This window comes from Sutterella sp. KLE1602, assembly GCF_001578585.1.
In the GTDB taxonomy this organism is placed as follows: domain Bacteria; phylum Pseudomonadota; class Gammaproteobacteria; order Burkholderiales; family Burkholderiaceae_F; genus Sutterella; species Sutterella wadsworthensis_A.
Genome location: NZ_KQ968562.1, coordinates 114640 through 139388, shown reverse-complemented (window position 1 = coordinate 139388; position 24749 = coordinate 114640). Strand labels below are relative to the sequence as shown.

At 61.2% G+C, this 24749-nt stretch carries 25 protein-coding genes and 1 tRNA gene; 13 read left to right on the top strand and 13 right to left on the bottom strand.

The window, feature by feature from the left end; all coding sequences use genetic code 11:
- Positions 1–29: 29 nt before the first annotated feature.
- Positions 30–1409 (bottom strand): L-serine ammonia-lyase, encoded by a 1380-nt coding sequence (locus HMPREF3036_RS08900; protein WP_062333685.1) that lies wholly within the window; start codon positions 1407–1409, stop codon positions 30–32.
- 239 nt (positions 1410–1648) lie between these two features.
- Here HMPREF3036_RS08900 and HMPREF3036_RS08895 point away from each other — a divergent pair, with 239 nt between their 5' ends.
- Complete coding sequence (locus tag HMPREF3036_RS08895) at positions 1649–2539, top strand: glycosyltransferase family 9 protein (RefSeq protein ID WP_231853612.1); 891 nt, start codon at positions 1649–1651, stop codon at positions 2537–2539.
- Between the two features lie 30 nt (positions 2540–2569).
- On the opposite strand, the gene HMPREF3036_RS08890 is transcribed toward HMPREF3036_RS08895, so the two are convergent.
- From HMPREF3036_RS08890 to HMPREF3036_RS08865, 6 genes are all read right to left on the bottom strand, one after another.
- Positions 2570–3094 carry a glycosyltransferase family 25 protein gene (locus HMPREF3036_RS08890; protein WP_197457973.1) on the bottom strand — a complete coding sequence of 175 codons (525 nt, stop codon included), beginning with the start codon at positions 3092–3094 and terminating at the stop codon, positions 2570–2572.
- 11 nt (positions 3095–3105) lie between these two features.
- The gene (locus tag HMPREF3036_RS08885) at positions 3106–3888 is read right to left on the bottom strand and encodes a glycosyltransferase family 2 protein (protein ID WP_062333679.1); all 783 of its coding nucleotides are present in this window, start codon (positions 3886–3888) and stop codon (positions 3106–3108) included.
- Positions 3875–5563, bottom strand: coding sequence for a DNA repair protein RecN (recN, locus tag HMPREF3036_RS08880; RefSeq protein ID WP_062333676.1), 1689 nt, complete (start codon positions 5561–5563; stop codon positions 3875–3877). The genes HMPREF3036_RS08885 and recN overlap by 14 nt, the downstream gene beginning before the upstream one ends.
- 41 nt (positions 5564–5604) lie before the next feature.
- Positions 5605–6513, bottom strand: coding sequence for an NAD(+)/NADH kinase (locus HMPREF3036_RS08875; RefSeq protein WP_062333755.1), 909 nt, complete (start codon positions 6511–6513; stop codon positions 5605–5607).
- A 133-nt stretch (positions 6514–6646) separates the two neighbouring features.
- Entirely contained in the window at positions 6647–7441 is a 795-nt protein-coding gene (fabI, locus tag HMPREF3036_RS08870; protein WP_062333674.1) for an enoyl-ACP reductase FabI, read from the bottom strand.
- 178 nt (positions 7442–7619) lie between these two features.
- Positions 7620–9770 (bottom strand): LysM peptidoglycan-binding domain-containing protein, encoded by a 2151-nt coding sequence (locus tag HMPREF3036_RS08865; RefSeq protein WP_062333673.1) that lies wholly within the window; start codon positions 9768–9770, stop codon positions 7620–7622.
- Positions 9771–9917: 147 nt separating this feature from the next.
- On the opposite strand from HMPREF3036_RS08865, the gene HMPREF3036_RS08860 reads away from it, so the two are divergent.
- From HMPREF3036_RS08860 to HMPREF3036_RS08850, 3 genes are all read left to right on the top strand, one after another.
- The gene (locus HMPREF3036_RS08860; RefSeq protein ID WP_231853611.1) at positions 9918–10697 is read left to right on the top strand and encodes a class I SAM-dependent methyltransferase; all 780 of its coding nucleotides are present in this window, start codon (positions 9918–9920) and stop codon (positions 10695–10697) included.
- A 43-nt stretch (positions 10698–10740) separates the two neighbouring features.
- Entirely contained in the window at positions 10741–11214 is a 474-nt protein-coding gene (rnhA, locus tag HMPREF3036_RS08855) for a ribonuclease HI (RefSeq protein ID WP_062333668.1), read from the top strand.
- Positions 11215–11298: 84 nt separating this feature from the next.
- Positions 11299–11373, top strand: a tRNA-Val gene (locus tag HMPREF3036_RS08850).
- Between the two features lie 122 nt (positions 11374–11495).
- Here the strand turns inward: HMPREF3036_RS08850 and fur are convergent.
- Entirely contained in the window at positions 11496–11954 is a 459-nt protein-coding gene (fur, locus tag HMPREF3036_RS08845; RefSeq protein ID WP_005436146.1) for a ferric iron uptake transcriptional regulator, read from the bottom strand.
- Between the two features lie 91 nt (positions 11955–12045).
- Between fur and HMPREF3036_RS08840 the strand changes: the two genes are divergently transcribed.
- The 4 genes from HMPREF3036_RS08840 to HMPREF3036_RS08825 all read left to right on the top strand — a co-directional run bounded on the left by HMPREF3036_RS08840 (position 12046) and on the right by HMPREF3036_RS08825 (position 13982).
- The gene (locus tag HMPREF3036_RS08840) at positions 12046–12516 is read left to right on the top strand and encodes an outer membrane protein assembly factor BamE (RefSeq protein ID WP_005436145.1); all 471 of its coding nucleotides are present in this window, start codon (positions 12046–12048) and stop codon (positions 12514–12516) included.
- Positions 12517–12540: 24 nt separating this feature from the next.
- Positions 12541–12747 (top strand): hypothetical protein, encoded by a 207-nt coding sequence (locus HMPREF3036_RS08835; RefSeq protein WP_005436144.1) that lies wholly within the window; start codon positions 12541–12543, stop codon positions 12745–12747.
- 11 nt (positions 12748–12758) lie between these two features.
- Positions 12759–13181, top strand: a complete 423-nt coding sequence (locus tag HMPREF3036_RS08830; protein WP_005436143.1) for a cell division protein ZapA — start codon at positions 12759–12761, stop codon at positions 13179–13181.
- A gap of 300 nt (positions 13182–13481) precedes the next feature.
- Positions 13482–13982 carry an EVE domain-containing protein gene (locus HMPREF3036_RS08825; protein ID WP_005436142.1) on the top strand — a complete coding sequence of 167 codons (501 nt, stop codon included), beginning with the start codon at positions 13482–13484 and terminating at the stop codon, positions 13980–13982.
- 230 nt (positions 13983–14212) lie between these two features.
- Here the strand turns inward: HMPREF3036_RS08825 and lgt are convergent, their stop codons facing one another.
- A complete protein-coding gene (gene lgt, locus HMPREF3036_RS08820) occupies positions 14213–15004 on the bottom strand; it encodes a prolipoprotein diacylglyceryl transferase (protein ID WP_062333657.1) in 792 nt (263 codons plus the stop codon).
- A gap of 99 nt (positions 15005–15103) precedes the next feature.
- Here lgt and thiM point away from each other — a divergent pair, with 99 nt between their 5' ends.
- The 5 genes from thiM (at position 15104) to HMPREF3036_RS08795 (ending at position 20004) form a co-directional block, all read left to right on the top strand.
- Entirely contained in the window at positions 15104–15901 is a 798-nt protein-coding gene (thiM, locus tag HMPREF3036_RS08815; RefSeq protein WP_038007369.1) for a hydroxyethylthiazole kinase, read from the top strand.
- A gap of 8 nt (positions 15902–15909) precedes the next feature.
- Entirely contained in the window at positions 15910–16554 is a 645-nt protein-coding gene (gene thiE / locus HMPREF3036_RS08810; RefSeq protein WP_062333654.1) for a thiamine phosphate synthase, read from the top strand.
- A gap of 114 nt (positions 16555–16668) precedes the next feature.
- On the top strand, positions 16669–18132 hold the full coding sequence (locus tag HMPREF3036_RS08805) for a DUF2868 domain-containing protein (protein ID WP_062333652.1): 1464 nt from the start codon (positions 16669–16671) through the stop codon (positions 18130–18132).
- A 34-nt stretch (positions 18133–18166) separates the two neighbouring features.
- Positions 18167–19627 carry a GTPase domain-containing protein gene (locus HMPREF3036_RS08800; protein WP_062333650.1) on the top strand — a complete coding sequence of 487 codons (1461 nt, stop codon included), beginning with the start codon at positions 18167–18169 and terminating at the stop codon, positions 19625–19627.
- Positions 19628–19632: 5 nt separating this feature from the next.
- Positions 19633–20004, top strand: a complete 372-nt coding sequence (locus HMPREF3036_RS08795; protein WP_005436136.1) for a DMT family protein — start codon at positions 19633–19635, stop codon at positions 20002–20004.
- A 100-nt stretch (positions 20005–20104) separates the two neighbouring features.
- Here the strand turns inward: HMPREF3036_RS08795 and secF are convergent, their stop codons facing one another.
- The 4 genes from secF to tgt all read right to left on the bottom strand — a co-directional run bounded on the left by secF (position 20105) and on the right by tgt (position 24731).
- Entirely contained in the window at positions 20105–21037 is a 933-nt protein-coding gene (gene secF / locus HMPREF3036_RS08790; protein WP_005436135.1) for a protein translocase subunit SecF, read from the bottom strand.
- Between the two features lie 15 nt (positions 21038–21052).
- Entirely contained in the window at positions 21053–22945 is a 1893-nt protein-coding gene (gene secD, locus HMPREF3036_RS08785; RefSeq protein WP_062333648.1) for a protein translocase subunit SecD, read from the bottom strand.
- A gap of 180 nt (positions 22946–23125) precedes the next feature.
- Positions 23126–23473 carry a preprotein translocase subunit YajC gene (yajC, locus tag HMPREF3036_RS08780; protein ID WP_005436127.1) on the bottom strand — a complete coding sequence of 116 codons (348 nt, stop codon included), beginning with the start codon at positions 23471–23473 and terminating at the stop codon, positions 23126–23128.
- A 124-nt stretch (positions 23474–23597) separates the two neighbouring features.
- Complete coding sequence (gene tgt, locus HMPREF3036_RS08775) at positions 23598–24731, bottom strand: tRNA guanosine(34) transglycosylase Tgt (protein WP_062333645.1); 1134 nt, start codon at positions 24729–24731, stop codon at positions 23598–23600.
- Positions 24732–24749 lie beyond the last annotated feature (18 nt).

Genomic DNA, 24749 nt, shown 5'->3' with positions numbered 1-24749 from the left:
CAAGATCCCTGAAAGTCAGTTTCGATGCATCAGCACTCGACAATCGAAACGGCCAGACCGCCAAGACTCGTTTCCTTGTACTTGCTCTGCATGTCGCGTCCGGTCGCCATCATGGTGCGAATCACCTGATCGAGGCTGATGTAGTGGGAACCGTTGCCGCGAAGTGCCATGCGCGCCGCGTTGATAGCCTTGACGGCCGCAATGGCGTTGCGCTCAATGCAGGGAATCTGCACCTGACCGGCCACGGGGTCGCAGGTCAGGCCGAGGTTGTGCTCCATGCCGATTTCAGCCGCATTCTCGATCTGCTCGACCGTGCCGCCGCAGACGGCCGCCAGACCCGCAGCCGCCATGGAACAGGCCACGCCGACCTCGCCCTGACAACCGACCTCGGCACCGGAAATGGAAGCGTTTTCCTTGTAGAGCATGCCGACGGCGCCTGCCGTCAGCAGGAAGGTCCTGACGCCCTCCATGGTACTGCCCGAAACGTGACGCAGATAGTACTCGATGACGGCTGGGATCACGCCGGCCGCACCGTTGGTCGGCGCCGTCACGACGCGGCCGCCTGCCGCATTCTCCTCGGCCACGGCCATCGCATAGACGTTCACCCAGTCCAGTACGGCGAGCGGGTCATCGGTGCGCTGCCTCACGTCCTGCATGAGGGCATTCGCTCGACGAGCAATCCGGAAGGGACCGGGCAGGACCTCCGTCTGGCGCATGCCGCGCTCGACGGCGGCGTGCATCACCTGCCAGACCTCGTCGAGCCTGCGGTCCACCTCCTCGGGGGTGCGGTCAACGCACTCGTTTTGGTACACCAACTCGGCAATGGTCAGATTGTTGTCTCTGGCGACCTTCATCAGCTCGTCGCCCGTACGATAGGGATAGGGCTTCGTCTTTACGCCCTGAAACGCCTTGGGCGTTACAGGCTGCTCGGGATCATCCTCTCTGGCGGCCACGATAAAGCCGCCGCCCACGGAATAGTAACGGCGTCGATAGAGGAGAGAGTCGCCCGCGAACACAGAAAACTCCATGGCATTGGTGTGAAAGACGGGAACCTTGTCCGCATGAAAGGCGATGTCGACCTCAGGATCGAACGCCACCGCATGCACACCGTCGAGCTTCAGCTGACGGGAGGCTCGAATGTCGCCAATCAGCACGGGCACCTCGTCCGGATCCATGGTTTCGGGAATGCGTCCCAGAAGTCCCAGCTGTGCCGCCGTGTCCGTGCCGTGCCCCTTGCCTGTCGCGGCGAGACTTCCCATCAGCTCGATCTTGAGCGACGTTGCCTGCTCAAGCATCCCGCGATCCCTGAGCACCTTGACAAAGGCATGCCCCGCACGCATCGGTCCCACCGTATGCGAAGACGAGGGGCCGATGCCCACCTTGAACATGTCGAAAACACTGACTGCCATTTTTAACTGAAACTCAAATTCCGAAAAGGGACAAAGCCTCTCCGCAGGAAAGACTTCGGACTGACGCCCGCAGCATCCTCAACCGTCCGCACTCCTGCTTCGGGAGAACGCCGCGCAAAGATCTCATCATACAGGCTGACCATATACAATAACTACGCTCATTGTATTTTCTCAATTCGGGTTTTACGCAAATGCCTAACGTTCTCTGCCGTCTGCCCAATCATGTCGGTGACTGCTGCATGACTCTCCCCGCCCTTCGCCTTCTGGAGGCCAGCGGCTTCACACCCATGCTGACGGGCAAGCGTTGGGCGGAGGACCTGATGTCCGGCATGGGCTGGAGGTTCGACCCCATTGAGGGGCACGTCACCGAGGATCTGCACCGAATCCGCTACATCAGCAATCATCTTGGTCCGCGTCCTCTGGGGCTGCTTTTTCCGAATTCCTTCAGTTCGGCCCTGCTTTTCTCCATCGGGCGCGTGCGCAACGCGGGCTTTCCTACGGATGGCCGCCGCTTTCTGTTGGACAAAGTCGTTGAAGAGCCCGGCACCATGCATGAAGTGGAGCGCTTTTTCCGTCTTGCCCACGGAGCGATCAAGGCCTGGGGCGGCACCCCTGCCTGGGATTCCGTTCCTGAAGAACTCGGCATGAGACTGCTTGCCCGCCACGAGGCCGCCGCACGCAACCTGATGGCCGAACACGGCATTCCCGAAAACTTCGCACTGCTCGCCCCGATTGCCCGCGGCCTTCATCACGGCAAGGAAAAGCAGTGGAAGCACTTCAACGAACTCTGCGGACCGCTTCGCGACATGGGGATCGAACCCATCGTCTTCCCTTCCGTGCGTGAAGAGGAAGCCAACCATGCGGCCTGTCCGAACGCCAGAATTCTTCCGCCCACCACGCTGGGCAATTATGCGGCTCTGGCCAAGCGCGCCCGCATCGTCATTGCCAATGACTCGGGCATCAGCCATGTCGCTGCCGCCATCAGCGCCAATCAGATCACGCTTCTCGGCGTCACCGATCCCGCCAGAACCCGCCCCTGGAACAGCAAGGCCGTCTGTCTCGGCAACAGCACGGACGGCTGGCCCTCTCTGGAACAGGTTCTTGCCGCACTGAAGGGCAGTCTTCGCTGATTCAACAGCCTGTGACGCCTTCGAGGCTGGTCACTCCAGCCAATACTGAACCGTTTCCTGCAGATGGCGTTTTTGCAATGCCATCTGCATTTTTCTTGCCAAGCGCTTCAAACTCAGTCTCTTTGTCAGATAGAACTTCCGCCTGACGTTTCTGCCTGCAATGGTCGTCTTGATGCCGTGCCTTCTGCGCACTACACCTCCCAGCAGTCTCCAACATGGCACCTTTCGGGAAAACTCTGACCACGGCCCAAACAAAAAGTTGTCTGCAGGTTCAGAAATCCTCGCCGACATCCGCAAGGCTTCCACGGCCGCACCTCTAGAGATCAAGTATGCAGACGCTCCAATGGCGGAGGAACAGGCAAGCTCGCCCTTCGTCAGTTCGTACGGATACTCGACGCTCGGCGTGGCATTTCTGGACAGCAAAACCTCGGACAACAGCTGCGCATCCACTCCCTCGACACGCTCGTAGTCGACTTGCATTGCCTTGAGAGCCCTGTCCATGTTTTCCATTCGCTCTGTAGAGCGCTTGAGATTGATGACGTAAGTAACAAGCATTTTGTCGTGCATCACTTTTCGGCCCTCGCACCAAAGCAAGCCTTCACATACTTCAGAAACACGGTGAAGCATCCTATCGAAATGTGTACAAAACCAGGGAATCCGTCCAAGAATCCCAGTTTAAGAAAGTAGTACTTGAAAAACCTGACTGCTGGACTGAACAGAATTCTGGCTTTGGATACAGATTTCCCTGCTGCAATCATCCTCTCAGCCTGAATGGTTGTATAGCTGTTCTGCTTCTCAATATATCGGGCAACGCTCTCGCAGGACTCGTGCATCAAGTCCCCAGACAAAGTGCCGACTTTCAGCCTTCCGCCCTGCCCCTCGACCTTTTCATGGACAAGATCCTCAGTCCAGTTGGCCGCTCTTTTGTTGAAAAGACGCAACGACCAGTCTGGATACCCTTCACCATGCCTGAGGAAACGGCCTAAAAACAGATTGCATCGGGCAAAGCGATATGCTTTGTGAGAAGGCTCGCTCTGAAAGAGCCTGAACATTGACTCGCGGAGCCCGTCGGACAGGTATTCGTCCGCATCAAGACACAACACCCAGTCATTTTTAGCCTGATTGACTGCAAACTTCTTTTGCGGCCCAAATTCAAGCCAGTCTTGAAAAAGAACGCGAGCGCCGCATTCTCGGGCCACCTCAACCGTGTCATCAGTGCTTCCCGAGTCGACGACCAGAATCTCGTCCACAAACGGCGCACTTTCGAGGCAACGCCTGAGGCTTGAAGCCGAGTTCTTGACAATGACGACAAGAGAAACGGGCACGGTCTTTTGTTCAACACTGTTCATCACACACTTCCTTAGAATTCGGCGTCGTCCCGGCCAGAAGCATTTCCTGTGCCACGGCACGCGTATTGTCGGAAATCGAGATGCCTGCCAGCATGCGGGCCACCTCCTCCACGCGCTCCCGTGCCGTCAGAACGCGCAGACTGCTTCGAGTGGTCTCGCCCGTAAACTGTTTCTCCACGCGCCAGTGATTGTCACCGCACGCAGCCACCTGAGGCAGATGCGTCACACAGAGGACCTGACGGCTTTCGCCGAGTCTGTGCAGAAGCTGTCCCACCACCTCGGCGGTTGCGCCGCCAATGCCGCTGTCGACCTCGTCGAAAATGAGCGTGGGGACGGGCATGGCGGCCGCCGTGATCACGGCAATGGCAAGGCTGATACGAGCAAGCTCGCCGCCGGAAGCGACCTTGATCAGGGGCCGAGTCTGAACGCCTGCGTGGCCGGCAATGAGAAACTCGCAATGCTCCGACCCCGATGCACTAGGTGGCTGATTCACAAGCGCGATCTCCAGACGGGCCCCCTTCATCGCCAGATGCTGCATCTGAGCCGTCACGGCCTCGCCCAGCGCCAGCGCGCCGTGCCTGCGCGCTTCAGACAGACTTGCCGCCGCAACGTCATAAGAACCGCGCGCCGATGCCTCCGCCTTTCGCAGAGCCTCGACGTCCTTGGCGCCCGTCAGCACCTTGAGTTCCGACCGGCTTTTTTCGAGCAGCTCGTGCAGGCTTTCTGGCTCCGTCCTGAACTTACGGGCAAGCTCGTAGTAGTGGGAGACGCGGCGATCAACCTCGGCAAAGCGTTCGCCGTCCAGATCGGCACGGTCGAGATAACGGGCGGCGTCACGTGCCGCCTCCTCAATGAGGTCTATGCCCGTCGAGAGCGTTTCAGCAACTGAAGCAAGCTTGGCATCGTAGCGGCTCAGCGAAGAGAGCTTTGCGTGTGCCGAGGAAAGCATGGCGGAAGCGGACTCTCCATCCTCCGTCAGGGTTCCGAGCACCTCGTTCAAACCCTCGGCAATCGCAACGCCGTGCGAAAGGCGCCTGTGGTCCTCATTGAGGGACTCCCATTCGCCGCCTCTTGGCGACAGCGCCTCCAGATCCTCGATCATCCAGGCGAGGCGCTCGGCCTTTTCCGCAATCGCATCGGCGTTGGCAGTCGCGTCATCAAGAGCGCGCCGGGCCTTCTGCCAGACGGTGAAGGCCTCTCTGACGGCAGAGAGTTCCACGAACGTACCTGCATGATCGTCCAGAAGCTTGAGCTGATAGGCGGGCTTCAGAAGCGACTGATGCGCATGCTGCCCATGTACGTCAATGAGCGTTTCGCCGAGTTCCCTCAGCTGGGAAGCCGCCACCGAGACGCCGTTCACCCAGGCGCGGGAGCGTCCCTTGACGTCGACCGTCCTGCGGATCATCAGCATGTCGTCGCCCGTTTCAAGCTCGTTGGCCGCAAGCCATTTTCGGGCGCTCTCAGGCGGCTGAAACTCCGCCACGATGTTCGTGCGCTCAGCACCCTCACGGACGACGCCGGCATCCGCCCGACCACCAAGAATCAGCTGCAGGGCGTCGATGAGAATGGACTTGCCGGCGCCGGTTTCACCCGTCAGGACTGTAAAGCCCCGCCGGACATCCAGACTCAGGGACTCGACGATCACAAAGTCTCTAAGACTCAAGGCAGTCAGCATGAAGGCGTATCTCCGGAAGCAGTATTGAAGGAGCTACTCTATCAGCTTCCCGAGGAATTCGTGCGCCTCTTCACGCTCGTGGGCATGAAGTTCCACTTGAGCTTGCGGCGCAGCAGATCGAAGTAGTCGTATCCCGCAGGATGAAGCATCGTCATGGTCATCTCGGTCGGACGGATCTTGAGTACGTCGCCGGGCTGCACGTCGAAGAACTCCTGCATGTCGCAGTAGGCGACTGCATCTCGCGCGTTCGTGAGCTCGATGTCGATCGCCACGTTTGCTGGGAGCACGATGGGGCGGTTCGAGAGCGTGTGCGGCGCGACGGGCACGAGGCACAGCCCCTGAAGAGACGGATGCAGGATCGGACCGCCTGCGGCGAGCGAATAGGCCGTGGACCCCGTCGAAGTCGAGCAGATGATGCCGTCGGCCGACTGGCTCGACATCTGCTGCCCGTTCACGTAGATCACGAACTCGACCATGCCGCCTGCACGGCCGTGGCTGATGCCGACGTCGTTGACGGCAATGCCCGAGAAGATCGACTTGCCCTTGCGCACGACCTCGCACGCGAGCATGCGGCGCACGTCGCGCGTGTAGCGTCCCGCTAGCACCTGTGGCAGAATCGTCTCCATGTCCTCAAGCACGATGTCCGTGATGAAGCCGAGACGCCCCGCGTTGACACCGATGATCGGAATGTCGAAGCCCGCCAGATCACGAGCAACGCCCAACATCGTACCGTCGCCGCCGAGCACGATCGCAAGGTCGCACATGGCGCCGAGTTCGGCCCTCGGATGACCGGGACGGTTGCTCCGTCCCTTCAGCGATGCGGCGCTGCGCTCGCAGAGGAAGACCTCCGCGCCGCAGGCCTCGATCACCTTGATCAGCGCCTGAAGCGGCACGACCATGATCTCGGTCGGCTTGACGAAGACCGCGACTTTCTTGAATGCAGATGTCATGGGCATGGGAATGCGTAAATTGGGACCACAATCAGAAGCACTATAACCCTGCATGTGATCAAAAATAAAGCACAAAAAGCGGGAACCGACTCTGGATCGATCCCCGCTCAGGTGCACTGTCAATAAACTGCGCTTACTTTTCCACTTCGATCATCGCGGCGCCCATGGCATGGAAGCCCGCATCGACGTAGACGACGTCGCCCGTCAGACCGCTTGCGAGGTCGGACAGCAGGAAGGCGGCCGTGTTGCCGACTTCCTCCGTCGTCACAGTGCGGCCGAGCGGCGCTGCCTGCTCCATCACGTGCAGAAGCTTGCCGAAGTCCTGAATGCCGGAAGCGGCAAGCGTCTTGATGGGACCTGCGGAGATGGCGTTCGCGCGAATGCCCTCCCTGCCGAGACTGGCGGCCAGATAGCGGGTGCTCGACTCGAGTGCCGCCTTGGCAAGGCCCATCGTGTTGTAGTTGGGAACGACGCGCTCGCTGCCGAGGTAGGTCAGCGTGAGGACGGATGCCTGACGGCCCTTCATGAGCGGCAGGAAGGCCTTGGCCATCGCAGGATAGGAGTAGGCCGAGATGTCCATGGCGATCTTGAAGGACTCGCGGGAGAGGCCCTCGAGGAAGTCGCCCGCGATGGCCTCGCGCGGCGCAAAGCCGATCGAGTGCACGAAGCCGTCAAGGCCGCCCCAGGCCTTGCCGAGTTCTTCAACGACCGCAGCGATGTCCTCGTCGCTGCCGACATCCATGCGATAGACGAGCTTACTGTCAAAGTCAGCGGCCAGCCCCTCGATGCGCTCGCGATAGCGTTCGTTGGCATAGGTGAAGGCGAGCTCGGCGCCCTCGCGGCGGCAGGCCTTGGCAATGCCGTACGCAATCGAGCGGTTGGAGATCACGCCAGTGATCAGAAGCTTCTTGCCGTTCAGAAATCCCATAATCAGTCTCACTTCTTCAGGGCCGTCCGCTCCTCAAGAGGGACGGACGACGGGGTTCAAGCATCGTTTCCGGCACGTTTGCCTAGCCGGAACGGGAGTGCGGTTATTGTAGGGACTTTCGAGCGGCTCGAAAAGAACCGCGCCCTCCCCTGCGTTGGGTAGGCCGTTCGGTCCTCGCCTACGGCAGTCTGATGCGCTGTCCGACGCTCAACCTGTTGGAACGAAGGCCGTTGAGATCCTTCAGGATCCGCACCGAAGTTCCGAAGCGGCTCGCTATGCTCGAAAGCGTGTCGCCCGACTTCACGCGATAGACCGTGTCCTGAGCCTGAGCAGAACCTGCGGGCTGAGAATCAGCTCTGGAGGGCTGGGTTTTCGCAGTTGCGGGAATGACGAGCTTCTGCCCCGCGCGAAGCGAGGAGCCCGAAAGCCCGTTCACGGCCTTGAGGGCATTGACGGAGACGCCGAAGCGGCCCGCGATTTCATAGAGCGTGTCGCCGGACTTCACCCGATAAAGTCCGGCCTCGGGCGACTCGTCGGCGCGGCTCGGCTGCACTGCAGGCGCCTTGGGCTCGGAACCCGTTGGAATCTCAAGCCTCTGCCCCACCCGGAGTGCATTGCCCGTCAGGCGGTTGGCACGCTTGAGGCGAACCACGGACACGTCGTAGTGATCGGCGATTTCGGAGAGAGTGTCACCCTTTCGCACGGTGTGCACGCGGACATCGGACTCCTCAACCGATGCCACGGTCGGGATGCGCAGGCGCTGGCCCGCCCTGATGGTGTTGCCGCTGATGCGGTTTGTGGCTCTAAGGATGGCCGTCGACACCCCGTACCGGCGCGAGATGGATCCGAGCGTCTCGCCTGCCTTCACGGCATGAATGACATGCTTGGCACCACTGTCCGTGCTCACGGTGCGGATCGGCGCACGCTCGACGTTGGGCACCGTCAGGATCAGGCGCTGGCCAACGCGCAGGTTCTGCGAACGCAGGCGGTTGGCCTGAACGATGGACTTCTTCGTGATGTGCCAGCGACGAGCGATGCCCGAGAGCGTGTCTCCCTTTCGCACGCGGTAGGTCACGCGACGCCAGGTGGTGAGAGGCGACAGGCGGAGCTTTGCATCGGCTGTCTCGGCCGCAATGTCCGTCTGATCATCTGCGTTCGCCCTCACAAGAAGCGTGGAGTTGGCGAGCACGCGACGGCCCTTCGGAATACCGTTCACATCCCGAAGCTCGTCCTCGGTCATCCCTGCAGCTTCGGCGACTGAGGCAAGCGTCTCGCCCTCCTGCAACTTGTAGGTCGTCCAACGCGAGAGCGGCTGGCCACCGTCCATCCAGCTTGCAAGATTGTCGATGAACTCGTCGACCTTGTCGGCAGGAAGCAGCATCACGTTGTTGTGCGAGGCAACGATCACGGGCAACTTGAAACTGGGATTGAGCTGGCGGAACTCCTTGAGCGGCATTCCCGCGAGCTCGGCGGCCGTTTCGGTGTCAATGTCGCGCGGCTTCGTCACCGTGACGAAGAAGGGCTCGTTGCCCACGTCGGGCAACTTCACGCCGTACTTCGAGGGATCGGTCACAATGCGCTTGATGGCCTCGAGCTTGGGTACATAGTTGGCCGTTTCATTGGGCATGCGGAGATGCTGGTAGTCGGCAGGGCGCTTCCTCGCCTGCTGGCGGCGAATGGCACGCTGCACGCTTCCCTCGCCCCAATTGTAGGCGGCGAGCGCCAGATGCCAGTCACTGAACATACCGTAAAGATATTCGAAGTAGTCGAGCGCTGCGCGCGTGCTCTCAAGCACGTCGCGCCTGTCGTCGCGCCAGAGATTCTGCTCCAGGGAGTAGTGCGTGCCCGTCGCAGGCATGAACTGCCAGAGGCCTGCAGCCTTGGCGCGCGAAAGCGCCTCGGGCTGGAATGCGCTTTCCACGAACGGCAGGAGCGCAAGCTCCGTGGGCATGCCACGATTCTCGACCTCCTCAAGAATGTGATAGAGGTAGCGCCCCGAGCGCTCGAACATGCGGTTCAAATAGTCAGGCTTGCGGCGGTAGTACTCGAGCCACCGATCGACCTTGTCGTTCTCAAGGGCAGGCATGGCATAGCCTCGACGGATGCGGTCCCAGACGTCAACAGGAGGACCGAGTGCCTCAACCGTGCCGACAGGCTCGTCCGAAGCCGCCTGCGCAACGGTCGCAGCCTCGTCGGCCGCAGGCACGCCTGCAGCCGCAGCCGCCTTCGGAATGCCCGCTGCGGGCTCGAAAAGCAGAAAGGTGAATCCGAGACTAAGAAGGGGCAGCGTTTTCAGCAGAAACGGACGAATCTGAAGCGGTCTGATCATGGCGCAAAAAAAAATGGGCAGGAGCGTGTCTTGCATCGACAATTAGTCGATTTTATCAATCGTATTGAATTTACAATGCCGGAGCGCCTCTTCAGGCACAATGAGATACACATTCACGCAGAGATGCGCCCGATCCGCACAGCAGCCATGAACAGCTTTTCCTTTGCCGACTTTCTGAAGACGCCGCAGGGCGAGACCCTGCATGCGTGGGAGTCCTCCCAGTACGACGAGTTTTCGGCCGACGCCTTCGGCAGAGAGGCCCTGCAGGTCGGCGCACCTCAGCTCGACACGCTGAGAGCGAACGGCATCACTTCGCAGTGGCTCACGAGTGAAAGCTACGACGAACTCGACAACAGGCTTCTTCGTCCCACCCTGCAAACCGTGCAGGCCGAAAGCGGATGGCTGCCCTTTCCCACCGAATCGCTTGATCTGGTGACGCTTCCTCATGCGCTTGACTTCGCGCCCTCCGCACACCAGACACTTCGCGAAGCGGCTCGCGTGCTAGTGCCCGAAGGCAGGCTTATCCTGACGGTCTTCAATCCCCTGAGCCTCTGGTGGATGCGCCAGAAGGCCGTCGGCGCAGGCCTGAGGCCCTACCTGCCGACACACACCTCACCCGTTCCGCTCTACCGCCTCAAGGACTGGCTCACGCTTCTGGGATTCGAAATCGACCGTGGGCGCTTCGGCGTCTATTCACCGAGCTGCCATAGCCTCAGGAACTTCGAACGCTGGAAATGGCTTGACAAGGCGGGTGACCGCTGGGCGCCGCACTGCGCCAACCTGATCGTGCTCTGCGCCGTCAAGCGCCTGCCAGGCATGAAGCTCGTCGGACGTCTGCCGATGAAGAGTCCGCTCGACATCCTGACGGCGGGCTCGCCGCTCCCCGTTCCCAAGGAGGCCAGACGGCAGGCGGGACACGGCAACTGACGGTACACTGTCTGCTTTCTCAACCGTTCCGCAACATCCTCACATGGCACAGCAAACCGAAAAGACACTGGAAATCTGGACCGACGGCGCCTGCAAGTGCAACCCCGGCATCGGAGGCTGGGGCGCCTACATGGTCTGGGGCGCGCATACCCGGGAAATGTACGGCGGCAGCAAGCTCACGACCAACAACCAGATGGAACTCACGGCCGTCATCTCGGCGCTCTCGGCTCTGCGCCGCAAGTGCCCAATCATCATCCACACCGACAGTTCCTACGTGAAGGACGGCATCACGAAGTGGATCCACGGCTGGAAGCGCAACGGCTGGCGAACCACCGACAAGAAGCCCGTCAAGAATGCGGAGCTCTGGCAGCAGCTTGACGAACTTACCTCGCAGTTCGACATCGAATGGCGCTGGGTGAAGGGACACGCGGGCGACCCGGGCAACGAAAAGGCGGACGAGCTTGCGAACATGGGCTGCGAAGTCGCGGCCGGCACGCGCCCCGCTCCGAGCTATTGAGCACCCGCATACCACATTTGCGGTATTCCTTCTCCAGCCACTCTTGCAAAACCCAGACAAATCCGTATAATTCAAATTCTCGACGCGCGGTTAGCTCAGCGGTAGAGCACTGCCTTCACACGGCAGGGGTCACTGGTTCGAAACCAGTATCGCGCACCAGAATTCCAAAGCCCTTGAAAACGACGTTTTCAAGGGCTTTTTCGCATTCTGGTCCAGCAAGCGCAAAAAGCGGCCCCTCTCAGGAAGGTCCGCTCAAGGCCTGCGCACCAACGGATGCTGCGTCAGCCCGCGCTTTTCTTGCGGCAGTCCGCGCAAAGTCCGTAGAGCACCATCGTATGGTCGCTGAGCTCGTACCCATAGCGCTTGGCGACGGCGGCCTGCTCCTTCTCAATGGAGGGAGCAACAAACTCCACCACCTTTCCGCACTGCAGGCAGACGAGATGGTCATGATGCCCGCCGTCCTCAAGCTCGTACGTGGCCCGATCCGTGTCAAAATGGTGTCTGACGATGAGACCCGCCTGCTCGAACTGGGCGAGAACGCGGTAGACGGTCGCAAGACCGATGTCCACTCCTGTGCTCACCAGCTCCTTGTAAAGGTCTTCGGCGGAGATGTGACGGCGTTCACCGTTCTTTTCCTCGGCACGCTTTTGAAAGAGCTCAAGAATCCTGAGCCTGGCCGCCGTGGCCTTGAGGCCGGCGTTCTTCAGTTCCGAGGTTTGGTTTCCAGACGTATCGTTCACGTTAGTCCGTCCCTTCAAAAGTTCATTTACCCGTTATCATACGAGGCTGGTGTAACTTCTGCACACCGCAACACCGCTCACTGGATTTTTTATGCTTGCCAACAGATTCTCTCTTGCTGCTCTGGGGATGACTGCAGCGCTGGTCCTGACCGGCTGCAATACGGTTTCCGAAGCTTGGGACAGCCCTCGCAGCGTCGTCCCTGAATTCCTGCAGCCCTATCGTGCCGACGTTCATCAGGGCAACCTGATCACGAGTGAAATGGTTCTGCAGCTTGAAAAGGGCATGACCCAGCCGCAGGTGCAGTTCCTCCTTGGCATTCCGCTTCTGCGCGACCAGTTCCACCCCTACCGTTGGGACTACATCTACTATCTGCTTCGCGGCAACGACGACCGCCAGTTGCGCAAGCTCACCGTCTGGTTCAATGAAGACGGCCGCGTGGACCACTGGACATCCGACCCGATGCCCGACGAGGAGCAGGCCGACCAGATGATCCTCGGCACGACGGATACGTTCGAGCCCCGCGCCCCTCAGGTTGATCCCGGCGTCGCCGCCCAGCACTGATCCGTTTTCACGAGGAGCATCATCATGAATCCTCAGATTGAACGCCTGCAGGCCCTCGTGGCTCAGCTCATTGCGCGCCTCGAGCACGAAAGATCGGAAAGCAGGCGTCTGGCCTCCCAACTCGCCTCCCGCGAGGCCGAGCTCGCCCAGACGAAGCACCGCCTTGAAGACATGCGGCGCAAGGTCGAGGCGCTCTTCAGCGCCTCCCGCAGCGGCGATCCGCGGCTCTGAAGGAGAACGTCATGCCTGAAGTAACCGTCAACATCTACAGCCGCTCCTACCGCCTTGCCGTCAGCACGGGCGAGGAGGCCCTCATCCAGCGCTGCGCCGACATCGTTGACAAGCAGATGAAGGCCATCCGGGAGGGGGGAAAGGTGATCAATCAGGATCAGATCGCCGTACTCGCGGCGCTTGAAGTCGCTTACGAGGCCAACAAGAACGTCCAGAAGAACTCCACGGACGCCCAGCGTTCCGCAGCGGAAAAGGACGCCGAGATTGCCCGTCTCAAGGCCCGCATAGCGGAACTTGAGTCCCGTCCCGCTCCCGTTGCGGCACCCCTGCAGGCCTCGGGGCCGGACGCGGAGACCACGGAGGCAATCGAGCGCCTCTGCCGCCAGTGCGAGCAGGCCATCTACGCAAACATGAGCCGCGGCGCCGTCCTCTGACACCCGCTTATCAAATTGCAACGACCTCCCACGCTGCAGCTCAAATCCGCTACAATGAATTCAACCCTGTAGCGGTGAGCACCGGGCTCCAATGTTCCTAGAACCAATGCTAAACCCATTAGGTTGGCAGACTCGAGAGCCGATAGTGTGCAGGACACGCGTTGTCCTGCCCGTTCCGCTCCGGAGCCGACCGCCCTGAACTTCCGGTTCAGGTAACGTAGTCCAGCCCCGCTGCAGGTCCCTTTTTTTCACGGGCAGTCCTTCTCGAAGGGACTGCCCGTTTTGCTAGGCAGATCCCCCATGAACAACACGACCGTTACGGAAGACCTCCTGCGCACCGCCAGTCGCTTCTGGCTCATGAAAAGCGAACCCGGCGAGTGCTCCATCGACGACGCGCTCGCCGCTCCCGGCCGCAGGGTCTCCTGGTTCGGCATCCGAAACTATCAGGCCAGGAACTTCATGCGCGACGACATGACGATCGGCGACGCTGTGCTCTTCTACCACTCGAGCTGTGCCAAGCCCGGCATTGCGGGCATCGCCAGAATTGCCTCGGACGTCTACCCTGACGAGCTGCAGTTCGATCCTGAAAGCGAATACTACGACCCCAAGAGCACGAAGGAGAATCCCCGCTGGCTCACGCTTGATGTCGAAGCCCTCTTCAAGTGCCCCGTCGTCGAAATCGGACGTCTTCGGGAAGAGCCCGAGCTGGCGGGCATGCGAGTGCTTCAGAAGGGCAATCGCCTCTCGATCACGCCCGTCGAGAAGGAGGAGTTTGCCTTCATCGTCAGAAACCTTCTTTAGCCTGAAGGCATCCTGCTCGAACTGAGCATCTCGAGAGATCACGAAGAATCGCCGCAAGTTGTTCACGCTGATTGGCGCACCCGTCCCATTCGTTGGAGATCGATCGCCAGAAATATCGTGAACGTGACATTCACAGTCCCTCCTGTGGCAATCCTGTAGCAAGCCGCCCGTATTCCAATGGAATCGGGGCGGCTGCTTCGTTTTCAGACATGGAGGATGCAGGTGCCCGTTCAGGCCCTGTTCCTTCTTCCCGCCCACACCATCACGGCAATGCCGAGGACGATGAGCGGGAGCGTGAGCCACTGTCCTCTGGAAAGGTCCAGCGCCTGCAGTCCCAAGAAAGCATCAGGCTCTCGGAACCATTCGACCACAAAGCGCGCCACGCCGTAGCCTGCACAGAAAAGCCCCGACACAAAGCCTGCAGCCCTCGGTCTGGAGGAGGCCCACCAGAGCAGGATGAAAAGCAGAAGCCCCTCTCCGAGGGCTTCGTAGAGCTGCGAGGGGTGACGCGGCACGCCGTCGCCCGCCTGAGGGAAGATCATCGCCCATGGAAGCGATGCATCAGCGGGACGCCCCCAGAGCTCTCCGTTGATGAAGTTGCCGATGCGCCCGAGCATGAGGCCGAGCGGCGCGAGCGGTGCAACGAAGTCCGAAATCGTCCAGAACGAAATTCCATGCAGACGGCCGTAGAGAATCATGACGGCAATGACGCCGAGAAGACCGCCGTGAGCGCTCATGCCTCCCTCCCAGACATGCAGGATCTGCATGGGATGCGACAGGTAGAACTCAGGCTGATAGAAAAGGCAGTAGCCGAGGCGACCGCCCAGAATGACGCCGAAGATGCCGTAGAAAAGCAGGTTCTCCAGATCCTCGCCCGAAATCCCGCGCCACGGTTCGGAACTTCTGCGCCTGCCGAGAAGCCAGAAGCAGAAGAAGCCCGCCAGATACATGAGGCCGTACCAGCGTACGGCAAGCGGTCCTAGGCTGAAGGCAACGGGATCGAACTGAGGATGAATGAGCATGGGCGTTTGTTTGGCGAAATGTTGTGAAGGGCATCCGCTTGGGGATAAGCAGGTATTATGAAGCCTTCAGAACCTTTTGGCTTAGGCCTTTTCAGCAAAATGACCGCACCCCTGCTTTCGGGCGTCGACGCCGCCCGCCATCTCGAGCTTCTGCGCACGGCCCGCCCGCTCGTTCACTGCCTCACGAACGAAGTCGTGCAGGAAATCACCGCCAACGTCCTGCTCGCCGCAGGCGCCTCGCCGGCCATGGTGGTCGCCGAGGAGGAGGCAGGCTTCTTCGCGGGCATTGCAGGAGGCGTCCTGATCAACATCGGCACGCCCTACCCATCACGTCTGCGCGCCATGCATGCCTCGGCTGATGCCGCACGTGCCGCAGGCCGCCCCTGGGTGCTCGATCCCGTCGCCGCTGGCGGCATTCCTTGGCGCGACGGCATCATCCGCGAATTCGTCGAGAAGCAGCCGACGGTCATTCGCGGCAACGCCAGCGAAATCCTCGCTCTTGCGGGCGAAAAGTCCGGCGGCAAGGGCGTCGACAGCACGGACTCGTCCGACGCAGCCGTCGAGGGTGCCATGCGACTCGCCGGCAGTTCGGGCTCGATCGTCGTCGTCACGGGCGAAACGGACTACGTCACTGACGGCGTCCGTACGCTACGCGTGACGGGGGGCGACCCCATGGCCACGCTCGTCGTCGGCACGGGCTGCTCGCTCTCAGCGCTTGTCGCCGCCTTCTGTGCCGTCTCCGATGACCGCCTGACCGCCTCGGCCACAGCCTGTGCTCTGGCGAAGAAGGCCGCCGAAGCAGCCCGCCGAAGGTCCGAAGGCCCCGGCAGCTTCCACAACGCCTACCTCGACGGGCTCCATCTAATCAAGCCCGCCGACTTCACATCCGCCGAATGAGGTCCGTCATGTCCGACAACTACAGGGTTCTTCGCGCCCTTCGTCTTTATCTGGTGCTTGATCCCGGTCTCTGCGGCGGCTCCGAGGGCTTGGTCCGCACGGCGCAAGCCGCTGCCGCGGCAGGCGTCACGGCCGTGCAGCTCAGGGCTCCCGACTGGAAGAAGCGCCTTTATGCCGAATGCGGCAGGGAGCTCCTCAAGGCGCTCGCCCCGTACGACGTGCCGCTCTTCATCAACGACCACGCGGACGTCGCCGTCGCCATCGGCGCTCACGGCGTGCATGTCGGCCAGTCGGATCTCTCGCCTGAAGACTGCCATCGCCTGATGACGCCCGGCATGATGCTCGGGCTTTCGGTCTCCAACGTGGCGGAATGCCTCGGCGTGGATCCTGCGCTCGTCGACTACATCGGCATCGGTCCCTACAGGGCTACGCCCACCAAGAAGGATGCGGCTGCCGAAATCGGTCTTTCGGGCCTGACGGACATCGTCAGCCGTGCGCCCTGTCCCTCGGTCGCCATCGGCGGCATCAAGGCTGCCGACGTCGGCAGCGTCATGCAGTCAGGCGTCGACGGCGTCGCCGTCGTCTCCGCCATCTGCGGTACGCCCGACATCCCCGCCTCCGTCAAGGCGCTTCTCGACGCCATGCCGTCCTGACCTTTCCCCACGTCCGCCGATCCTCGAGACGTGGCATGATGACTGCAGAAGCGGGCCCTTTTTCGGAGCGTTCCTCCGGGGCCCGCACTGTCCCTTGCCTGAGCAGTTCCGACCATGTCCGACTCCACCCCAAAATTCGTTCACCTCTCCGAAAGCGATGCCCGCGACGTCCTTTTTGCCGAAATGCTCGAGAAAAGGGCGGGAGGCGACGGACGCTGGAGTGCCGGAAACCGGGATGCGGCCACGCGCGACGCCAAAAGGCTCGCGGGCGAGGGGGTAGGCGCAAGAGACTTTCTCCCCCTGAGAGCCAGGCTTGTGGCCGCCCGCCTGCACGAGGATCCCGCCAATGCGTTCGGGACAACGTCGTTTCGCCGCGCAAGCCTCGCGCTGACCGTCATTCTCGGTCTTGCCGCCCTGATGAGCGGAATGCTCACCGACCACCTCGCCACCGAGGGTGCAAGGATCAACCTTCTCTCGCCGCCTCTCCTTCTTCTCATCGTCTGGAACCTTGCGGTCTACCTGCTGATCATTCTCAAGCCCCTGATGCCGAGCGGCACCTCCCGACGGCCTCTGTCCGTCAGGGAGTTCCTCTCCAGAAGCCTTCTGAAGGCCGCAGGCTCCTCCGCCGTCTCCGTTGAAGCAGGAACTGCGCTGTTCCTGCCCCAATGCCGCTGGCTTGTCGCCCGCGCCCTGCACATTGCAGCCATCCTGTTCGCCGCAGGCCTTCTCGCAGGCATGGCCGTACGCGGCATCGGCACCGCCTACCACGTCGGCTGGGAAAGCACCTGGCTCGCCGACAACCCAGAGGCCGTCCACACCGTCCTTAATACGATTTACGGTCATCTTCCTTTCTGCCCGCCAGTGCCCGACGTCAGCGCGGTCGCCGCGCTCGCCTTCGACGCGCAGACCGCCTCCGCAGTCGACGCCGCACCATGGCTTCTGCGCCTAATGTGCCTGCTTGCACTCGCAATCATTCTTCCCCGCCTGTTGCTCGTCCTGAAGTGCACCGTCGGGCTCGCAGCAAGCCGTCGTCGCGTCCGCATCGACCTTGAGTCTCCCTACTACCGTTCCATTCTCTCGGTATCCGACGCTCCCGCTGTCAGAACAACCGTCATCGTCGACAGCACGGATTCGGTCGACGGCCTTCCCGCACACTGGCATGACTTCAAGGCAAAGCTCAAGACTGCCGAGCCCGGCTCAGGAGACGTCGACCTGCTGGCCAACAGTGCCTGGGACGGCACAACGAGTGAAGTTCTCGCCGCCGTCAAACCCGCGATCATCCACCGCCTGCTTCTTGCCTTCGACCCGTCCTCCACTCCAGAAGTGGAGGTGCACGGGGCCATGATGGATGCGGCAGCCTCTTGGTGCACCTCGAAGCAGAGTCCCGCCCCCGTCGTCGTGCTTGATCTTTCACGCATCAACAGGCGCTTCGGCAGGGAAAACCCCGCCGCAGGCAGTCGCACGGCCCTCTGGCAAACCTTTGCCGCAGAGCGGGGCCTCAGAACGCTGGCCACCGACATGAGCATTCCTGAAGACGTCGACCGAATCTGCACGCTCCTTTCAGGTCAGGTGCGATAATTCAGGAACAGTCCGAAAACGCGTAGAAGAAAACATGTCCGATCACGATCAGTTCCGCATTCACCTCAGCCTCGTGAGCCACACCAACATCGGCAAGACCACGCTTGCCCGCACCCTGCTGATGCGGGACGTGGGCGAGGTCGCCGACCGCGCCCACGTGACGGAGACGACAGACGACTACGTGCTCGCCCGCGATTCGGCAGGCTGCGAGCTTGTTCTCTGGGACACCCCGGGATTCGGCAACTCCGTCGCGCTCGCCAAGCGCCTTGCAGGTCGAAGCAACCCGATCGGATGGTTCCTCTCCGAAATCTGGGACCGCATGACAAACAAGGCCTTCTGGCTCAACCAGAGGGCCATCAAGCACGTGCGCGACATCTCCAGCGTCGTGCTCTACCTCGTCAACGCCTCGGACCTGCCCAAGACAGCCCCATACATCACGGCGGAGATGCAGATCCTATCCTGGATAGACAAACCCGTCATCGTGCTGCTCAACCAAATGGGCAAGCCCAGAACGCATGCTGAGGAACAGGCAGACGTCGCCGCTTGGCGAGAGGCCATGGCTCCGTACCCCTTCGTGAAGGACATCCTTCCAATGGACGCCTTCGCCCGCTGCTGGGTGCAGGAAACGGCGCTGTTCGATTCGATCGGCAGGGCGCTGCCCGCTCAGATGCACTCGACGTTCGACACGCTTCGGGACATCTGGACACGCAGCCGCCGCGCCCTCTACCTCTCCTCCGTCGACGCCATGGCCCGCCACATGTGGCGTCTGCTTCAGGCCCACGAACTCGTCCCGACTCCCACGCTCAAGGACCATCTGCGCTCCTTCGGCTCACAGATCGGCCTCATCAAGACGCGCAACGAGGCGCTTGAGGACGCCCAGACCGCACTCTCGGCCATGGCCGCCGACAGCCTGTGCTCGCTCACGGACAAGCTCATCGGAATCAACGGTCTCACGGGAAGCGGCGTTTCTCGCGAAATCCTGCGCCGCATGAAGACCGACTGGCAGATGGCCTCGCACAGCATCTCCCCCGGCCCCGCCGCCGCTGTCGGCGCTAGCGTGGGCGTAGCGGGCGGCGCTGCAGCGGGAGCCGCAGCCGACATGGCGAGCGCAGGACTCTCGCTCGGACTCGGCACGCTGCTCGGCGGCATCATCGGTGCCATCGGCGGCGTCGGCGCGGCCACCATCTACAACTCCCGCCACCGCAAGGAGGGCATCGACATCTCCTGGAGCGAACGTGCCGCTCAGGACTTCATGCTGGAAAGCCTGCTCCTTTATCTGGCCGTCGCCCACTTTGGGCGCGGCCGCGGCGACTGGCAGGAAGGCGAAAGCCCCGAATTCTGGAAGAAGGCCGTGCAGGACGCCATGACCGAACAGAAGGTGAGCTTTCAGGCCATCCGCAAGCTCACGCCCGAAGAGGGTGTCGAACAGCTCACCCGCATGACGGACTCCCTGCTGAGGGGCGTCTTCATGCAACTCTATGAACGGAGCATCTGACCGACATGCTCTCCAAAGGCTTTGCAACCGTCGGGCTTCTGCTCGTCTCGAACGTCTTCATGACGCTCGCCTGGTACGCCCATCTCAAGCTCCAGAGCGCCAAACTCATCAGCAACTGGCCGCTCTACACCGTCGTGCTCTTTTCCTGGGCGATCGCGCTTCTTGAATACAGCTTCATGGTGCCCGCCAACAGAATCGGCTTCGAGGGCAACGGCGGTCCCTTCTCGCTCATTCAGCTCAAGATCATTCAGGAGGTCATCACCCTGACAGTCTTCACGCTCTTCTCCGTCATCGCCTTTCAGCAGCATCTGGCCTGGAACCACTTCGCCGCCTTCGCCTGTCTGGTGGCGGCCGTCTATTTCGTCTTCATGAAGTAAGGGCTCAGATCGGCATCTCATCAACGCCATAACGAACAATGCCGCCCGAACACGAAGCCCGGACGGCATTGTTCATTTTGAGGTGCAGGATGCAGCAACCTTACGGCACCATTTCCTCAACCTCGTCCTTCTTGACCGGACGCACGAGGTCCTCGCGCTTCACGCCAAGATAGAGCGCAATGGCCGCCGCCACGAAGACGGAGGAGTAGACGCCGAGCAGAATGCCGATCGTCAGGGCGAGCGAGAAGTAGTGCAGCGCCGGACCGCCGAAGAAGAACATCGAGAGCGTCATGCAGAGCGTCGACGTATGCGTGATCACGGTACGCGAGATCGTCGCCGTAATGGCCGAGTTGATGACCTCCATCGTATCGGCGCGACGCATCGTGCGGAAGTGCTCTCGGACGCGGTCGAAAATGATCACCGACTCGTTCACGGAGTAGCCGAGGACCGCCAGCACCGCAGCGAGCACGGGAAGCGAGAACTCCCACTGCATCACCGAGAAGATGCCCAGCACGATGAAGATGTCGTGCAGGTTGGCGATGATGGCCGCCACCGAGAACTTCCATTCGAATCGGAAGGCAAGGTAGATCATGATGCCAGCCACGACGAGCGCAAGCGCCGTGCCGCCGTCGCGGGCAAGCTCCTCGCCCACCTGGGGACCGACGTATTCGGTACGGGTGAGCTGGGCTTCAGGGGTCTTCTGGTGAATGACCTTCATGACCTCCTCGGCCACCTGGCCCGAGGTGTAGCCCTGCTTGGTCGGCACGCGGATCACGATGTCGGAGGCCGTGCCGAAGGTCTGGACGAGCACTTCGTTGGAGACGGCCTTGAGGTCCTGTCGAACCTGTTCGGTGTTGGCCGCGGACGGATAGCGGACCTCCATCTGCGTGCCGCCGGTGAACTCGATCGAGAACGCAAGGCCGTGCGTAAAGATCCAGAAAACGGCGACGATGAAGCTCACCAGAGAGATCAGATTCAGCACATGCCTGTAGTGCATGAACGGAATCGTCTTGTGAATGCGGAAAAATTCCATGATGTTATCCCCTCATCAGCGAGCAGTCTTCTCTGCGTCCGGACGCCAGATCTGACCGATGTGAACCTTCGTCAGCTTCTTCTGGCGGCCGTAGATCAGATTGATCATCGAGCGGGAGACCACGACCGACGTGAAGATCGAGGTCATGATGCCCAGACAGTGCACCACGGCAAAGCCGCGGACGGGACCGGAACCGAAGATCAGAAGCGCCAGACCGGCGATGAGACTCGTGATGTTCGAGTCAAGAATCGTCGCAAAGGCACGATCGTAGCCTTCGCTGATGGCGGTCTGAGGCAGACGACCGAGACGCAGTTCCTCGCGGATGCGTTCGTTGATCAGCACGTTCGAGTCAACGGCCATGCCGAGCGTCAGCGCGATGGCGGCGATGCCGGGCAGCGTCAGCGTAGCCTGAAGCATGGACAGGAGCGCGATGAGCATCATCACGTTGCACACGAGCGAGGCGGCGCTCACAAGACCAAAGACCTGATAGTAGACGGCCATGAAGAGCGCGATCACGATGAAGCCGTAGAGCGTGGACTTGAAGCCCGCGGAAATGTTGGCTTCGCCGAGCGACGGACCGATCAGGCGTTCTTCGACGATTTCCATCGGAGCAGCCAGCGAGCCGGCGCGCAGCAACAGGGCCGTGTCGGTCGCCTCGACCGTCGACATGCGACCGGAGATCTGCACGCGGCCGCCGCCGATTTCCTGACGGACGACGGGAGCCGTCACGACTTCGCCCTTGCCCTTTTCAAAGAGGATGATGGCGATTCGCTTGCCGACGTTGTCGCGGGTCACGTCCTGGAAGATGCGGGCGCCGCGGCTGTCAAGCTCGAGGTTGACGGTCGGCTCCTGCGTCTGGCTGTCAAAGCCGGGCTGGGCGTCGTTGAGGTTTTCACCCGTGAGGATCACGCGGCGCTTGACGAGAAGCACGTTGCCCTCGCGGTCCATGAACTTCTCATCGCCGAAGGGCACGTTGCCCTGTGCAAGCTGGGCGAGCGCCTCAGGAGAGTCGTCGACAAGACGGACTTCAAGCGTGGCGGTGCGGCCGAGAATGTCCTTGGCCTTGGCCGTATCCTGCACGCCGGGAAGCTGAACCACGATGCGGTCCGCACCCTGCTGGGCGATCACTGGCTCGGCAACGCCGAGTTCGTTGATTCGGTTGTGCAGGGTCGAGATGTTCTGCTTCAGGGCGTAGGACTGGACGTTCTGGACGGCCTTCTGGGAGAGTTCGGCGCGCAGGAGGTACGGAGCGGCGGAAGCCTCGGGGAGCGAGAGCACCAGATCAGGCTGCGTGTTGCGCAGCAGGTCATTGGCGCGGGCGCGTTCCTCTTCGGAAGCGAAGCTCACTTCAACCACGTTGCCCACGCGGTTCATGCCCGTGTGGCGGATGCGCTTGTCGCGAAGCTGCGTGCGAAGGTCGGCGAGCGTCGCTTCGGCGCGCTTCGTAATGGCCGCGCGCATGTCGACCTGAAGCAGGAAGTGCACGCCGCCGCGAAGGTCAAGGCCGAGATACATCGGCAGCGCCCTGATCGAAAGCAGCCACTGCGGGGTGTTCGGGGTGAGGTTCAGGGCCACCACGTAGGCGGGGTCCTCACGGTTCGGGTTGAGCGCCTTTTCAAGGACCTCGCGGGCCTGAAGCTGCTTTTCGGCCTCAGTCGGCTCGAAGCGTACGCGCACGGTGTTCTGCTGGGCGCCCTGTTCGAAGAAGATGCCGTTGGGATGCAGGTCTGCATTGCGCAGAAGATCCTCGACCGTCTTCAGGGTCTGCTCCGTCACCTTCACCGTCGCCTTGCCGGACGAGACCTGCACTGCAGGAGACTCGCCGTAGAAGTTCGGCAGGGTGTAGACCAGACCGATCACAAGGGCGACAACGATGACGATGTATTTCCAGAGAGGATAGCGGTTCATCGCATGTTACTCCGTTGCGCCGCAGGATTTTTCCTCAGGCGCAACCGTTGTGAAAACCACTTGAAGAAAGTGGGGTTCGAAAATGGGCTTAAGCCCGGACGCTCGTCCGGGCTTAAAAAAGCGCCAAGAGCATCTGCTCTCAGCGCTTCGTGCACTTCAGTGCGTGCACGTTGATGCTGCTCAGATCTTCAGCGTGCCCTTCGGGAGGACGACGCTGACCGAGGTGCGCTGCATGCGGATCACGACGGGCTTGCCGTCGACGGAAGCCACCTGAAGGCCGATCGTCTGTTCATCGACGGACTCGATGCGGCCGGAAATGCCGCCGAGCGTGGTGACTTCATCGCCGCGCGTCAGGCCTTCGCACATCTGCATGTGTTCCTTCTGGCGCTTCTGCTGAGGACGGATCAGGAAGAACCAGAACACGGCAAAGATGACGACGAGCGGAACGACCTGCATGAGGAAGCCTTCCATGCCGCCCACCTGAGCGGCGGCCTCGCCGGCAGCCATGGCATCGCTAACAAAAAACATTTGAACTCCAGTGATTCAGGAATGTGTGAAATCGGAACCTTCGGCGGAAGCGAGTCCCGCCGAAGGAGATTTGAGACATTATAAGGATCTTGCCTTATCTCTGACTGAGAAACTCCGGGAGGATTTACTCCACCCCGCGGGCGCGATCCTCGGCGAACTGCTTCTTCCAGGCCTCGAACGTCCCTGCCTCAAGCGAGTCGCGCATCTCCTGCATGATCTGAAGGTAGAAGGAGAGGTTGTGGATCGTGTTGAGGCGCGCGCCGAGGATCTCGCCTACCTTGTGGAGATGATGCAGATAGGCGCGCGTGAAGTTGCGACACGTGTAGCAGTTGCAGCTCGGATCAAGCGGACGCAGATCGTTGCGGTAACGGCTGTTCTTGAGCTTCACGTCGCCGAAACGGGTGAAGAGCCAGCCGTTGCGCGCATTGCGGGTGGGCATCACGCAGTCGAACATGTCGATGCCCTGGGAGACGCCGGCCACGAGGTCCTCGGGCGTGCCCACGCCCATCAAGTAGCGCGGACGGTCGTCGGGGAGCTTGTGCACGATGTGGTCCATGATGCGGAGCATGTCCTCCTTGGGCTCGCCGACGGAAAGGCCGCCCACGGCATAGCCGTGGAAGCCGATGTCCTTGAGGCCCTCGAGCGACTCCTCACGCAGGTGCTCGAACATGCCGCCCTGGACGATGCCGAAGAGTGCGTTCGGGTTCTCGAGACGATCGAACTCGTCACGCGAGCGCTTCGCCCAGCGAAGGCTCATGCGCATCGACTTGGCGGCCTCGAGCTCGGTGGCGGGACGGTCGCCGATCTTGTAGGGCGTGCACTCGTCGAGCACCATCACCACGTCGGAGTTGAGCACGCGCTGGATCTTCATCGACACTTCGGGCGACAGGAAGAGCTTGTCGCCGTTGATCGGATTGCTGAACTTCACGCCTTCCTCGGTGATCTTCCTCAGTTCGCCAAGGCTGAAGACCTGAAAGCCGCCCGAGTCGGTCAGGATGGGCTTGTCCCACTGCATGAAGTCGTGAAGACCGTTGTGGGCCCCAATCACCTCGAGCCCGGGACGCAGCCACAGGTGGAAGGTGTTGCCGAGGATGATCTGGGAGCCGATCTCCTTGAGTTCATAGGGCGCCATCGCCTTCACGGAACCGTAGGTGCCGACCGGCATGAAGATCGGCGTCTGAACGACGCCGTGATTGAGCGTCAGTTCGCCGCGACGGGCTCTGCCGCACGTCGCCTTGACCTTGAAATCAAAAGCCATGTTTCTCTTGTGTCCTTG

Excerpts from the sequence above, each read along its gene's own strand:
- HMPREF3036_RS08840 (WP_005436145.1), top strand. The coding sequence starts at position 12,046 with ATGCTTGCCAACAGATTCTCTCTTGCTGCTCTGGGGATGACTGCAGCG.
- tgt (WP_062333645.1), bottom strand. The coding sequence starts at position 24,731 with ATGGCTTTTGATTTCAAGGTCAAGGCGACGTGCGGCAGAGCCCGTCGC.
- secD (WP_062333648.1), bottom strand. The coding sequence starts at position 22,945 with ATGAACCGCTATCCTCTCTGGAAATACATCGTCATCGTTGTCGCCCTT.
- yajC (WP_005436127.1), bottom strand. The coding sequence starts at position 23,473 with ATGTTTTTTGTTAGCGATGCCATGGCTGCCGGCGAGGCCGCCGCTCAG.
- HMPREF3036_RS08895 (WP_231853612.1), top strand. The coding sequence starts at position 1,649 with ATGACTCTCCCCGCCCTTCGCCTTCTGGAGGCCAGCGGCTTCACACCC.
- HMPREF3036_RS08795 (WP_005436136.1), top strand. The coding sequence starts at position 19,633 with ATGCTCTCCAAAGGCTTTGCAACCGTCGGGCTTCTGCTCGTCTCGAAC.
- HMPREF3036_RS08860 (WP_231853611.1), top strand. The coding sequence starts at position 9,918 with ATGAACAGCTTTTCCTTTGCCGACTTTCTGAAGACGCCGCAGGGCGAG.
- HMPREF3036_RS08885 (WP_062333679.1), bottom strand. The coding sequence starts at position 3,888 with ATGAACAGTGTTGAACAAAAGACCGTGCCCGTTTCTCTTGTCGTCATT.
- HMPREF3036_RS08830 (WP_005436143.1), top strand. The coding sequence starts at position 12,759 with ATGCCTGAAGTAACCGTCAACATCTACAGCCGCTCCTACCGCCTTGCC.
- HMPREF3036_RS08890 (WP_197457973.1), bottom strand. The coding sequence starts at position 3,094 with ATGCTTGTTACTTACGTCATCAATCTCAAGCGCTCTACAGAGCGAATG.
- recN (WP_062333676.1), bottom strand. The coding sequence starts at position 5,563 with ATGCTGACTGCCTTGAGTCTTAGAGACTTTGTGATCGTCGAGTCCCTG.
- HMPREF3036_RS08900 (WP_062333685.1), bottom strand. The coding sequence starts at position 1,409 with ATGGCAGTCAGTGTTTTCGACATGTTCAAGGTGGGCATCGGCCCCTCG.
- thiE (WP_062333654.1), top strand. The coding sequence starts at position 15,910 with ATGTCCGACAACTACAGGGTTCTTCGCGCCCTTCGTCTTTATCTGGTG.
- secF (WP_005436135.1), bottom strand. The coding sequence starts at position 21,037 with ATGGAATTTTTCCGCATTCACAAGACGATTCCGTTCATGCACTACAGG.
- thiM (WP_038007369.1), top strand. The coding sequence starts at position 15,104 with ATGACCGCACCCCTGCTTTCGGGCGTCGACGCCGCCCGCCATCTCGAG.
- HMPREF3036_RS08825 (WP_005436142.1), top strand. The coding sequence starts at position 13,482 with ATGAACAACACGACCGTTACGGAAGACCTCCTGCGCACCGCCAGTCGC.
- HMPREF3036_RS08835 (WP_005436144.1), top strand. The coding sequence starts at position 12,541 with ATGAATCCTCAGATTGAACGCCTGCAGGCCCTCGTGGCTCAGCTCATT.
- HMPREF3036_RS08805 (WP_062333652.1), top strand. The coding sequence starts at position 16,669 with ATGTCCGACTCCACCCCAAAATTCGTTCACCTCTCCGAAAGCGATGCC.
- HMPREF3036_RS08865 (WP_062333673.1), bottom strand. The coding sequence starts at position 9,770 with ATGATCAGACCGCTTCAGATTCGTCCGTTTCTGCTGAAAACGCTGCCC.
- HMPREF3036_RS08875 (WP_062333755.1), bottom strand. The coding sequence starts at position 6,513 with ATGACATCTGCATTCAAGAAAGTCGCGGTCTTCGTCAAGCCGACCGAG.
- lgt (WP_062333657.1), bottom strand. The coding sequence starts at position 15,004 with ATGCTCATTCATCCTCAGTTCGATCCCGTTGCCTTCAGCCTAGGACCG.
- rnhA (WP_062333668.1), top strand. The coding sequence starts at position 10,741 with ATGGCACAGCAAACCGAAAAGACACTGGAAATCTGGACCGACGGCGCC.
- fabI (WP_062333674.1), bottom strand. The coding sequence starts at position 7,441 with ATGGGATTTCTGAACGGCAAGAAGCTTCTGATCACTGGCGTGATCTCC.
- HMPREF3036_RS08800 (WP_062333650.1), top strand. The coding sequence starts at position 18,167 with ATGTCCGATCACGATCAGTTCCGCATTCACCTCAGCCTCGTGAGCCAC.